We start from the raw sequence: 13,471 nt of genomic DNA, 5'->3' as shown, positions 1-13,471 counted from the left end.
CTCCTGACAGGCGCCTCGCGGGGCGCCTGGTAACGTTAAAGGGGGACTCAGTTCATGATGGTGTAACGGATATGCAGAATGATGTCACTCAGGCTGAGCAGCAGCGCTTTCTGTTTGCCGGTTGCATTCGGAAAGCTCAGGGTCAGTGCGCCCTTGTCATCAATGGCAATACCCTCAAATGGCAGGAACTTACCATCGTTGAAATCGAGCTGGAACTGACCGCTGTCATTCATGCCATGCGACACCGCCAGCGCCTGACAACCTTTGGCTAACCTGGAGGTGGCATCGCCACCGTAAGACAGAATCGCCTGTATATCCTGATATGGTCCTAACAACGCGGGCAGAGAGACACTGATTTGTTTGATACGACGGATCTTACCCGTGGATGCCGGGTAATCATCCATAATCTTCAGGTCTGATAATGATATAGACGCTTGCAACGAAGTTTTAGTATCCGTACCTGTACCAAACGCCAGCGTATTACTGTCATTGCCAGCATTGCCTGAGCCTTTACCCACTAGTTCGACGATTTTCTCCGCAAGATTGAATGATTCGCTGGATAATCCGCCATAGAATTCGGCCAGAGAAAGAGTCCGTTCTACTTCCAATGCGCGCTGCCCTTGTTTCAGGTGAGCTTCTTCCATCTGTGCCAAATTCAGCATCAGCGTCTCCCCGGCCAGCAGGCCTCCGTAGGTGCCCTGCCAGGCACCGGGTTTGATAAAACTGGCAGATTCATCGTTGAACTCCCATTGATATGCCTGCTGCGCCATCAAGCAGCGGGAAACCGTCAGGTCATAGAACTGATAGTAAATCGCCGCCAGTTTGCCACGCAGCCAGTTATACAACGCTTTATTGCTGAATTTATTTTGCAGGAAGGTGAGCTGGGCCTGCGTCTGGCTCTGCTGGGTCTCCAGATAGGTTTTCTGCAGCACCGCGGCTTCACGACGCACCGTCAGCGCATCCAGCTGGGCGTCAATCTGTTTCACTTCCGATTCGGCGGCGTTACGCTGGATGTCCCACTCCTGACGGCGACGGCGGTAGGCTTCCGACTGGCTGATATAGTCTGCGGCTGCACGTGTACTACCGGCAGCAATCTCAGTACATATCCCCACCGCCCTTGCGAGGCCGCCATACCGGCAGCCGCCGAATGCCATGCCGTAAATATTGGGTGCGGCATCCAGACCGGCGGCAATGGAATAGGACACGCCGGACGTGGTTGAAAGAGCCGCGGCAGACACACTAAGGTTCAAGGCATGCTGCTCACGGCTACTGATATGCTCATCATACAGCGCAGTGTAGCTGTCCAGCCGCGACTGCGCACCGTTGCGGCTTTCCTGCAGGGCAATCTGGTCGGCATCGATTTCGGCGAGGGTCTTCTCCTGCAGCGCAATACTCTGGCGGACCAACTCCGCACCCTGTGTCTGCAGCAACTCGGACAGCGCCTCCGCATCCTGCCGCTCGGTGATGCCCAGTAGCGTGCTGCCAAACTGGCTCAACTGACTGACCATCCCTTTCGCACTCTCCAGCATCACCGGGAAGCGGTACAGCGGCATGACTGCCGCTGGCAGGTCGCTGCCACCCTGTGAAGCATTGACCGCTGCACTGAGCAGAGCGGCTGGGTCAGCCGGTTTAGCATAAACAGACAGCAACAGTGGCTGACCGTCAATGGAGAGGTTATGACGCAGGTTGTACAGGCGCTGGGCCAGTGTCTGCCAGTACCCCTGCAGTTTTTCATTCTGCTGCGGCAGGAACAGGGCGGTCAGCGAATTTGCGGTACGTAACTTACCTGCCGTAATCTGCTGCCGCACCGCCTGCAGCGCCTGCTGGGCGGTTTTCTGGGCAGTCTGGTTGGCTGCATCGGTCAGGCGCGGGTTGCGCCAGTCCGTACCCGGTGTCAGATAGGGTTCATCGCCGAGAACATCCAGCGCCTGCACGTACCACATTTTGGCTTCATTGAGGGTGTCACGCTCCAGCTGGCGGTAGGCCGCGTCGCCGCGGGCAATCAGCAGGTCGAGGTACGACATAAAGGTGGCCACCTTGTAATGCATCGGGTCGGCCTGCGCCACCGCATCCGGGTCCACCGAGTCCAGGGGATTAGCGTGCCAGGTGGTCTCCTCCTGTAGCGGACGGACGTTCCATTGATAGAGGGCAGGTTGCCCATTCATCAGATAATAGCCTTCCGGGTTCCAGATATATTTTATCCACTGTGTGGCCTCAGTGAAGCGGCTCTCCTGCAGCAGGCGTTTAAACACCATCATCGGCACGTAGTAGAACATCTCCCAGAAATAGAGGGCATTGGCTCCATTGAAGTCCATGGGTTCGGTTGTCTGATTGTTCAGTACTGAGACCTCATCAAAACCTTTATATTTTTTGACGTTACTTACCTTACCGGCCAATGACATAGCGGAATCGTGATCTGCATCGTTGATTAAAACAAATTTTTTAGTTTCTTCATCGAAATAGAAGAATGCTGCTTCCCAACTTTTGTCATAATAATTAGCTTTCTTATACTCTACCCCCAGCCGTACACCTTCATGACAGTAAAAATCTTTAGCATAAGGAATAAAAAGTCTTACACTGGTTTCCGTATCCGATAACTCACCCTGATAGTAAGGACGCATTTCAGCAGAACCATCAATATTTCCAATTTTGATGTGGAACCAGCATTCATCACCATGAATATCAGGATCGTATTTGGACAGAACAAAATTCGCGTAGAAACCCTCACCAAGTTTGGGCTCCTCGATCTGCTGGGTTGCCATCGACAGGACGGTATCCAGCCCAGCATTGGCCCGGGCAACCAGCTGTTTTGCGAAAAGCGTATTCACCCGGATACGGTAAACACCGTACTGTAAATACTGGGCACCCTCCTCTGTACGGTTCAGCGTGATGGCCGGCAGTGAGGTTTCTGTGACCCGGGTCAGGGTCAGGCTGAGTGTTTCGCTGCCCAGCGGGCGCTCATCTCCGGTGGGAGCATTAGCTCTGAACATGAAGGAAACCTGAGCAGTGTTGCCACTGAATGCGCTCAGGGGAACAGAGACCTCTTTATTGGTGAAATCAAACAATGACTCATCAAATGTATATTTTGAACGCTTATCTGACGTGAAGGCTTTGCTCGCCTCCGTAACATCAAGCTTCACATTTCCGGGATTTATCTGGGTATTTATTTGGACGAAATTGCTAAACATTAGCTCATTCGATGAAATGGGCAATGTAGCAATGACGCCAGTGACAGGTGACATTAGAGCATAAACGTAGTTTTCTGGTTTAAAGTTCGTCTGAATGCGCCTCCATAATTTATTATGGTTGGTATCCAGAGTAAAAGAGTAAAGGTCCGCGACTGCTGATGCGGAATTTAATTTATCAGCTGAGGAATCATTAAAACCATAAATTTTGTCACCGGATACAGGGGAAATACCATCAGTTACCAGAATCGCAGCATCATAGGTATTGTCTGAACGATTTTTGAAGACACACTCAAAGTTTCTGCCGCTACTGAGTGCGATATTACTTCTGTCCACCGTTTGCGGCAGGTAAAAAACGTCACCAATACTGCCAACACTTTTCATCATATCAACCAGGGTTCGGCTCCGACATCCCCCCACGCCGTTATAAACAACTCTGGCGGTCGCATTAAACTTCAGACTGACCTGCTGAGTATCTTTCAAAAATGTGGCTGTAATATCTGACAGTTTGCTACCGAACATGATGGTGTAAGATTTATATCCCCACGTGTAATCCTTCTGCCTCCAGCCGGATACGCTGACACGGGTTTCCCCGCCGGCATAAGGCGTGTTCAGCCTCACGTCAGTCGTTGTATCCAGCTGAGGATAAATATAACCAGCCATTGCGCTGGCAACGCTAGGGTCAATATTCTTAGAACTGCCGTCGGAGAGAATGCGCAGTCCGGATATATCCGATGGGTATTTGTCTTTGCTATAACTGTCTTGTTTTTTATAAAACAGGATTTCCAGCGGCTCACCATCCACATCCTGGGCACTGTACATGCCAATATTGGCAATATTGGTTTCGCCAGGCATGATGATTTCATTTTGCAGAGTAATAGATACCGGTGCACTCCATGTCCCATCATGCAGGATATGCGCATATTTCAGCGCATATTCCGTGGAGGTTGTCGTGGTGTTATTTGTGGTGGTAGCCACCGCTTTACCTTCCACCCAGACGAGATACAGCCTTGACTGAAAGATAACCGGGCGCACCAGATTATTGACGGCGGAAATGGCTGCGGTAATTTTCTTCCATTCGCACCAGGCATTCGCAGGTAATTTTCCGTCCGACGACATTTTTCCGATATCCGCCGAGCGCCAGTAATAATCGCCAATAGCGGAGCGCCCAATCAAATACGTCGTTCCCTTCTGGTCGCTGACGCTGTCATGATAACCACTGATAATGTCAAGATTGGCAATCTCCTCAAAACGGGTCATGTAGGTTTTAAACGCCTCTTCCACCGAATCACTGGTCAGCTGGCTCTGGCTGAGCGATTGCAGCATCTCGTTCATCATGCCGGTCTGTCCAAGGCGCAGGGTCGGATCAACGTAGTTTTCCGGATAGTAAACCAGCTCTGATACCCCGGCCCAGGTGCTGTAGCGCTTGTTGTAAGTGTCCCAGTCAGTAAAGAACGGACGGGCTCTTACCGTGTTGTCCACGCCAGTTTCCTGGCCACTCAGCGCCCGGTTGACGTACAACTGCACGCTGGCAATCGCCTCCGCCAGCCGGGTGGTTTTCACCTGCGCGGAGACCTGGTTATCCAACAGCAGCCAGCTGTAAAGCTTGTCGCGGTCGGTCACCCCGGATGGCGCGATATTTTTAATGGCGTAGGCACTGATGGCGGTACTGAGGGCCTCATCCAGTGTGGCCTGCAGCTGCGTGGTCTGCCGGCTGCTGAGTCCCGCTTGCAACATATGACTCAGGGAGACCCACTCGCTGTAAGGGGTCTGACCGGCAGTGGCAGAGAGTTTCACCTTAATCAGGGCGCTGACGCCATCCGGCGTGATACCCAGCGTGGTGGCCATATCCACCCACTGCAATGTGATGTCCACCTCCGTCCAACTGCTGAAAGTGGTGGCGGTACTGTCGAGCTGCGCCAGTCCCTGTGCAACTATCAGCTCATCCAGACACATTGCCTGTGCCAGTTGTACCGGGGTCAGAGTTCCCCCGCCCAGCGCAGACAGCACCTCCGTGGCCGATGTTCCGCACTGCTGCAACCAGCCATGAAAGCGCGCCAGACTCCGCACGGTGGCAATATCATGCAGCAGCGGTGATACTCCTTGGAATTCTATGGGTTGTGTTACGGCCAATTGCAGTTCGTTCTCTGTAAGACCTAAAGTATGCACAATGAGCGCCATCTGCACCAGTACCCGATAAAAAGTGACAATCTCTTCCGTTTCACTGCCTTGGCTGGGACCCTCCAGAACTAACTTGAGGAAACGCCCGGCCCATCCATCTGGTTTCAAATGGTCAACCCAGAGAAGGGTGGTTTTGGCGATTTCAGCTGACTCCAGTTGCATAACCGGTGCAATAACCGGTGCCATAATTTGACATGCCATGTCAGCTGTATGCCAGCCGCCATCGGGAACCTGCACATCATTCCTCAGAACGGTAACCAGACTTTCAATATCTGTCGTCATTGAGGTATTGTAATACTCAGTGGTCATCAGATACACATCGCTGACCGTCCAGTTCTGGTCTTTTAGCCAGAGTGTATACCGGGTAATGAAGCTAACCAACCCTGACAAGTCAGAGCCGGTCAGGGTGTCCAGCTTCCTGCCGGCATAAGGTGAAACAGACAGCAGCATGCTAAGCTCGGTGACGGAAAGGTTATTTACCTCTGCCAGCAGGCGGGTGCGGTAAAGCGCTGAAAGGTTGCCGATAGTCGTTGTGAAGGCGATATCCTTGCCTTCCGTATCTTTATCTGTGCTGGTAAGCGTGTAAAGGATGTACAGCTCCGTATCGTTAACCTGCAGGGCACGCTTTATAGCGGCCCGCCGGAAGGCATCTTTTGATGTATCCGGTTCCAGATTCAGTACTACTCCGTCAGCAGAAAACTCCTGATTATTCAGCGGCGGACTGTTGAACAGGCGAGTGAATGCGCTTGCCTGATTGTCGTGGCTTATCTGACTGATAGCCGCTCCGGACAGCACCAGGGCAGCAGACACGTCAATGCCATAAGTCTGCATATAGTAATTAACCCAGAACAGTTGACTCAGCACATCACGGGTGAGGGTCAGGTCGGGATTGCTGCTCTCAATGACGGTACGGATATCGGACGGGGCAATGCCGGTCGCCTTGTAGAGACGTATAAGTTTGTTTAATTTAAGCAGGAAGACACTGAAGGGATATTGGCTGATATCATAATTAACATTGGCGTAATACCCTCCTCCCACACGGGTAACGCCGATATTAACAGTTTTTTTTATCTGCTCGTCGGATAACGTAACCGGCAGGCTGATTGGTACCCCGCTCTTGACATCGATATTTTCACTGCTAAATATGTCCTTTGAACCATATCCACTGGTCCCCACCTGCATGGAACCCGCCTTGGCGTTATTTACAATAGTAAAATTAAACAGATAGTTATTTAATCCAGTAGGTACCAGCTCGGCATACCCAAACTGATAAGCGTTACCTCCCTCAGTCCGCCGAATGAGGACCGCGTTTAACTGCCCATCATCGTTGAGCAAAGTTATCAACTGGTCATTTTTATAATACTGAACGCCCGGTTTAACGTCACTGCTAACCGATACCATTCCCAGAAGCGAGGTGAGCTCATCATACGTCAAGCCATAGTACCGGGCGAGATAGGCGATGTTCTGGAAAATGCTGGTATTCGTATTTTCCCCAAAGTTTTTCTTTATCAGCTCATCAACATTGGCTTCCGTAATTTCTTCAGTGAGGATTTCATACAGTTCCGGCGAGATATCCGCGTTTATACTGAGCAGGGAAGCAGTATCCATTTTCTGGGCCACAGCCGGATTGCGCCGGAAGGCAGCAAACTCGGCATCCTGCAGCATAATGGCTTGCCGGACGGTTTCATAAGGCAGATGGAACGGCGTCATTCCCGTCTGGCGGTAGGCAGAGAGCATCTCCATCACACCGTCATAATTGTTATTTTCTTTTGTCTGAAGGGTATTCAGCAGCAATTCATTGGAAAGGGACAGCGTGGACAGCTCGTCATCCATATTGTTCTGGGACAGCGACAGGGAGGCCAAGTCCGGACGGCGTTTATCCAGGTTATACTCTGAATCATCCGGGTGCAGTTTTCTGGCTTCGCGATAGAGCTCGGTCAGGTAACCGGCTGGGGAGAACATCGAGGCCACCGAACCCGGCTTAACAAATTTACTGGCACGCCCTCCGAACAGGTCATCATAGCTGCGCAGCATAGATGATTGACGAATGCCCAGACGTACAGCATTAGCCAACTGCGGGTTGGCCCGGCTCAGAATCCGGGATTCGGTCATTTTATTTTCTTTCAGTTCCTGCTGTGCCTGTTTATACAGGAAGTTGGTTTCCCCCCAGGTCAGGCTGTCGCCGGCCAGCGCTTTCACCTCGGCAAACGAGCGCACCATAATATCAGGCAGGGTGACTGGCCGGTTATCGCCTGATTTCAGGCCGTTTGGGGTCTTTTCGTGGTTGTTCAGTTTTTCCAATATGTCATCAGTATGATACATAGTAATTACCTCTCATCATCGTTTCAGTTCAGTTGCCGATAAGCAACGTTGGTTATTCATCCGTGACGAATGCAGACCGCATCCAGCTCCTAGCAGAATTGCTCCCTGAACAAAATGCGTTATGATTTTGTCCGGATACCAATTACACGGGTGTTTCAAACAACATTTTTTCGGCTTCCCGCCGACGCACCAGACCGGCCAGTCTTTGCCCACCGGCATTCACCCAGCGCAGCAGCTCACTGCCCGCACCGGCATAATCTCCGGCGTTCAGTTTTTTCAGCAACGTTGAAGAGCGGAAATTCCCTGCCCCCAGATTGAAAACAAAGGAGACCAGTGCATCGAACTGATGCTGGTTAATCGAAACCCTGACCGCATTGTTTATCGTGCATTCAGCATCAGCCACATCCTGGCGCAGAAAAGCATCTGCCTTTTCAGCGCTGATAACATCTCCAGAACGAACGCCAGCAGTATGTCCGTAACCAATAGTCCAAACGTTCGCCGAACACTGATAGGCATGAAGGCGAAGACCTTCAAACTGTTTTATCAGCTCAAGCCCTTTTTCACTCAGCTTCATTCTCCCCTCCGTTAAACAGGTGACTTTTTACGCCGGGAACAAAAAATACACAGAGATATCAATGCATAGAAAACTATGTCTTATGACATAATTAAGGTGGGAAATAATAATCAACGTATTGGCTTTTACTAACCCTTATAATTTATATGGTTATTTATTTTTTTACATATGATTGGCAAACTTACTGAGAAATCGAGATTTTTATTAGGGCGTTATCAGACAGTTGCTCTCCCTGAGACCCACACTCTGGATAATTTTATTTCGCTGCAATAAGCGCCGAAATTTTTTGCTGCTATATTGGCTTCACTGAGCAAAGTGAAATACCAAGCAGCCTTTTATATACCTGTCATCTTTCAAGTTGCCTCTTTGTTGGCTGCACTCACTCACCCCGGTCACATAGTTTTCTCTATGCTCCCGGGGATTCGCTCCCTTGCCGTCGCGATGCATCTTGAAATCCATTGGGTATAGAACGGAATTCGAATATAAGTAATATTTTCAGAAAGCCGGATCACTAACGCAGACATTCCGTGCGAACATACTCCTGCAAGTATTTTAGTTTTTGTTGATCACGGATGATCCCCTCTCGGACAGCGAGAATGTTTTGTCCAGCATCTGTAGCGAGTTCGATGGAGGCATCATGGCCCACGCGGCGGGCGGTTGTACTTTCGCTGGCTCCGGACACGGGACACTTGCCTGCGACATACATCCGGTGAGTGCCAGTGGCAAGTTGAGTGCGCAGAGTATTATTTTCGCTTTCAGCATTGTTCAGTTTCTCCATATGCTGCCTATCCAGTTCAGTTAGCTGTTTTTGGCGCATGTTCATTTCGGTAAGGATCGCGGCTTGCTGTCTGGCCATCTTTTCAGCCTGTTGTGCCTTGTCACGCCAGACTACGGCTTTACTGTGATAATGATCAGCTGCCCAGCTCAGTGCCAACAGGACTATCACCAGTGCTAAATAAGGATACGTTCGTAAATTCATTCCAGTTTCCATCGCTGTTCAACCATAAATGATGGGCATTCATATTATTAATAAGGGCTGATGTTATGGCTGAGTCGACAGCCTGCTCCATAGCAGAGTCTTACCCTAAAAAATACGTCATGATTTTGTCCGGATACTGGTTACACCGGTGTTTCAAACAACATTTTTTCGGCTTCGCGCCGACGTTCCAGTCCAACCAGCTTTTGCCCACCGGCATTCACCCAACGCAACAATTCACCTGCCGCGCCGGCATAATCGCCGGCGTTCAATTTTTTTAGTAACGTTGAGGGACGGAAATTCCCTGCCCCCAGATTGAAAACAAAGGAGACCAGTGCATCGAACTGATATTGGTTAATCGAAACACTGACAGCATTGTTTACCGTGCGTTCAGCATCAGCCACATCCTGGTGCAGAAAAATCCGCCTCTTCAGCGCTGATAACATCGCCGGGACGCACATCAGCGGTATGTCCGTAACCAGTAGTCCAAACGTTCGCCGAACACTGATAGGCGTGCAGGCGAAGACCTTCAAAATGTTTTATCAGCTCAAACCCTTTTTCGCTCAGTTTCATTAAATAACAATACCTATTCATTGACTATAAATAGAGAAATGTCTCAGGACTTTATTCCAACAAATAAATGAGAAATTATTTGATAAAAAAATACAATATGCAGATCAATAAAGGATCTCTCGTTTACCGAAGTAATTTCATTAAGAAAAAATAACAATTTCGTTTGCATGATATATTTAAAGCTATTATTTCCACCATAATATTCATGGTACGATTGTCATCATTCATTGAGATTGAAATTTCTCAGAACCATTTGTGCAACATCAATTGTAAAGTTTTCAAATGCACCACCAATTTTATTTTCCTCACAACTAATTAGCTGATATCGATGGTTTTGCGCTCGATGATAACATCGGCGGAAGCGTTACTGCTTTTGGCTTCTGACTATGCGATGACATTGGTGGCGCCAGAAGCATTACTATTGTTGATGTCCGAGTACTTCGGTATCCACAGCCCAGGAGTGATCAGCGCCATTCATAACATGGCCTGAAAGCCCACGCATTGATTGATAAGGTCGATTAATTTTTTCTTTTTCCACAGAAGTGAGTTTCTCATCCGCAAAACTTTTCGGTTTCTCTAATGGAAGCCCTAACGCTTGCCGTTTTGCTAATTCAAATTGATCTAACTGTGCATTTAAAACCTTAGAATTAAGACCTGGAATTTCCTGATATAAGGCTTGTGTAAATACATCCGGACCTGCCAGTTTTAATACATTTTTTTCGCCGCGTTGATAATTACCTACAGCAAGATCTAATGTTTTGTTAATAATGGGATTATTTTTCGTTACAGCGATGGGCGTATTTGGAAATGCCGTCGCTTTACCTGCCTCAGGTGCATATTCTCTCATCACTCCGATTCCTTTTGGAAACGCTAATGAACCAAAACCTTTTACCTGTATATCATCAATATCTTTATAGATTCCCCCTTCAAATTTTAAGACTAATAATCTTAAAATATCACTCGCTTGTGCATATTTCTTTTCTGCAATCGCTTGTTCATAATAGACGAATGAAGGCTCTTGTTTTAATTGAGGGAAATAACTTTTTTTACGAAAATCGATGATGTTAACGTTGCTGCCTTCAAACTTTTCTAACATAAAATTCCTGGCACCTTCATGTCCACTAATACCACTATCGTAAATAATACTGGTATTATAATCCGGATTTTTTTTGGCCGTATCGATTGATAGTTTAATATTTTTCTCGGATATATTTCTTGTGCCAATCCAAATCATATGGATATTTTTATCAACCGGTTCCGATGGCCATTTTTTAGCCTCAGAATCAATTAGCTCATTGAATCGTCCTATATTGCCATTTCTTGCAATACGCCTTCTTATGCTGTTAATAAGTCCACCTCTTTTCAGGCCCATTTCTGAGTGCTTAGACCACTCACCATTTGAAAGTTCAAGCTGCCCATCAAAGGAACTTGATGATGACGGTTTCTTCGCAGTATTTTTAGTACGTTGTGTAGGTACTGCCTGAGGATTAGCATATTTTAACATTGATAAACTCTCCGTGATGGTTGAATTAATTACGTTTACCTGAAATTATCTATTATAATAACCCAATGTCATGAATATAAATATTTAAACAATATCGTTAAAACAAAACAGAATATAAAAATTACATAACTGTATATTTCAAAACAATAGCTCACCTGAAGAAAACCCAGCCTATTTTGCGCTCCACCGAAATCGTAAACCACAAAACGGACTGAGTTATTTCAATCATATTAATCATTCTTCTGAATAAGCAATGCCAGATGGAAAATAAGGAGCATCACCATTATGAAAACTTATCCAGAAGACAAAACTTTCACTAAGTATACAAATGCAGGTAATAGATGACTTTAGTTATCCAGAACTGCTTATTATATTAGAGCATCATACATTTTTTTGATATAGATCATGGTATGTTGATTTGTCATTCTTATAGTCCCCTTCTATTTCTTTAAGTCGTTCACAAATTGACAAAACTTTATTATATAAACATTCCCCTTCTTCTGTTAAAATCAATCCCTGGCTTTTCCTCACAAAGAGTTTTACACCTAATGAAAATTCCAGTTTTTTTAAACTCCGGCAAATTGGTGATTGAGTGATAAAAAGTTCCGCTGTTGCTTTATTTATTGATTTATTCTTAGCTACAGCAATGAAGTTTGATAATTCTTTTGAAATAAACACACGAACTCCTTATTTAATACAATAGACTTATTCACTGGCGATGCAAAAATAGTTAATAATTTTACTGAAAAATTTAGCATATTAAGTGCAACATTATTATGTTGCGAGTAAATAAATTCTTATTCCTTTAAATAATTCATTAGGCTGTTCGCCATTGCGATTTTTTATTCCATTCGCAAAAAAATTTATCTTACGGTTAGAGACTTTATTAAACTCTGGCCCTCTTAGAGAATATCGTTTAATTAATTCATTTATCTCTCTTTTCCAGGAAGTATAAGGATTAGAAAAGTTAATTTTCGTATCTAATCTTTCTCTGATAATTTCATCATTTACGAACTCTAAACTGTTGTCAAACGCCATTGTTTTAACCTCTTGTTTAAACAGGCATAAAGCCTTCACTGTGGTTTACGCAACTTCTGATGTCTGTGTCTTCTGTTCAGTTTAATAATTTATCGTATATAGCATTTTGCATTCAGCCAATATTAATAACTCGCTCCTCTTATTTTTTTCCGATTATCGTATCTCCTTTCCAGTCTACAATATATTATTTTCTATCAACAACTTACAGATATTCATTAATACTGACTTTTTTCTTCCTCTCTTTTATAACAACTATACCGTTTACTGGAATTCTGAGATGTCGCCATAAATCACCTTCGTCTATAAATCAATCTGTAAATGGTCTCATAATGCAAAGATATCCTTTATACCTTTTAAGGAAATCAACTACTTGTTCTGGACTTCAACCCTGAAAAATTAACTGTTTTATCCATTCCTTTATTTATTTGGTTACTTTTATGGTTTTCTTAGCAAAATGACAGCGAGAAAGCATCTAAAGATGGACCTATTCCAAATAATATCTTTTTATTTCCTGGTCTATTTTCAATTGGCCGTTATTCTGAATAATTATATTGATTAGTTAAGTCCAGCTTGTGTTTTTATTTTTTAACACATTATTCATAAAGAAATTTATCAGCACATCATTATTACCCGCATAACAATCATATATAGGTATAATTATTTGTCAACGATTGATTACATGAATTATCGCCATGCATAAATAATCGATAAATTAAAAAATCTAATAAAATAATGGTCAAATATTCATTCATTATTAATGAATATAAATTATCATTCATAAGTTTCATTTACATTAAGCACCATCACACTAAAAATATACACTCAGAATATATCCAGATTAAAAAAACACCAAATACAGGAACTAGATTCATTATCAATTTTTCGATCATCTTCTATAAGTAACATTCTATATTTTTAGCTCATCCATTTGATAATAAAGTTAACCTTTCTTTACATTTTCTTTACATCATCTCTTGATATAAATGATGGTGAATAACAGGTAAAATGGACAATACCCCTCTAAAGATTAATTTTGGCATTGTCCCAGTTAACCATTTATTTTAAAGACCATAAGATTTTTTCGGATTTCCTGAAAAATGACCAGGATTCCCTTTATA

Annotated in this window: 6 protein-coding genes and 1 pseudogene; all 7 read right to left on the bottom strand. The window is 45.5% G+C overall.

Features of this window, described 5'->3' with window-relative positions; all coding sequences use genetic code 11:
* Nucleotides 1–47: 47 nt before the first annotated feature.
* Nucleotides 48–7,688 (bottom strand): Tc toxin subunit A-related protein, encoded by a 7,641-nt coding sequence (locus BO26_RS02990; protein ID WP_036768631.1) that lies wholly within the window; start codon nt 7,686–7,688, stop codon nt 48–50.
* Between the two features lie 142 nt (nt 7,689–7,830).
* Complete coding sequence (locus BO26_RS02985; protein ID WP_036768629.1) at nt 7,831–8,262, bottom strand: lysozyme; 432 nt, start codon at nt 8,260–8,262, stop codon at nt 7,831–7,833.
* A 511-nt stretch (nt 8,263–8,773) separates the two neighbouring features.
* Complete coding sequence (locus BO26_RS23015) at nt 8,774–9,241, bottom strand: lysis protein (RefSeq protein ID WP_051690849.1); 468 nt, start codon at nt 9,239–9,241, stop codon at nt 8,774–8,776.
* 140 nt (nt 9,242–9,381) lie between these two features.
* Nucleotides 9,382–9,811 (bottom strand): annotated as a pseudogene (locus tag BO26_RS02975) (lysozyme).
* A gap of 418 nt (nt 9,812–10,229) precedes the next feature.
* A complete protein-coding gene (locus tag BO26_RS02970; protein ID WP_036768627.1) occupies nt 10,230–11,315 on the bottom strand; it encodes a TcdA/TcdB catalytic glycosyltransferase domain-containing protein in 1,086 nt (361 codons plus the stop codon).
* Nucleotides 11,316–11,696: 381 nt separating this feature from the next.
* Complete coding sequence (locus tag BO26_RS02965) at nt 11,697–11,993, bottom strand: helix-turn-helix domain-containing protein (RefSeq protein ID WP_036768626.1); 297 nt, start codon at nt 11,991–11,993, stop codon at nt 11,697–11,699.
* A 96-nt stretch (nt 11,994–12,089) separates the two neighbouring features.
* On the bottom strand, nt 12,090–12,353 hold the full coding sequence (locus BO26_RS02960; RefSeq protein ID WP_051690848.1) for a hypothetical protein: 264 nt from the start codon (nt 12,351–12,353) through the stop codon (nt 12,090–12,092).
* Between the last annotated feature and the right edge of the window lie 1,118 nt (nt 12,354–13,471).

Origin of the sequence: Photorhabdus australis DSM 17609 (genome assembly GCF_000711895.1) — a bacterium.
Lineage (GTDB): Bacteria > Pseudomonadota > Gammaproteobacteria > Enterobacterales > Enterobacteriaceae > Photorhabdus > Photorhabdus australis.
The sequence above is the reverse complement of the archived record's forward strand: the minus strand, read 5'-3'. Positions and strand labels throughout refer to the sequence as shown.

Bases quoted from the DNA above. Each gene is read 5' to 3' on its own strand.
- BO26_RS02970 (WP_036768627.1), bottom strand. From the start codon at position 11,315: ATGTTAAAATATGCTAATCCTCAGGCAGTACCTACACAACGTACTAAA.
- BO26_RS02960 (WP_051690848.1), bottom strand. From the start codon at position 12,353: ATGGCGTTTGACAACAGTTTAGAGTTCGTAAATGATGAAATTATCAGA.
- BO26_RS23015 (WP_051690849.1), bottom strand. From the start codon at position 9,241: ATGAATTTACGAACGTATCCTTATTTAGCACTGGTGATAGTCCTGTTG.
- BO26_RS02990 (WP_036768631.1), bottom strand. From the start codon at position 7,688: ATGTATCATACTGATGACATATTGGAAAAACTGAACAACCACGAAAAG.
- BO26_RS02985 (WP_036768629.1), bottom strand. From the start codon at position 8,262: ATGAAGCTGAGTGAAAAAGGGCTTGAGCTGATAAAACAGTTTGAAGGT.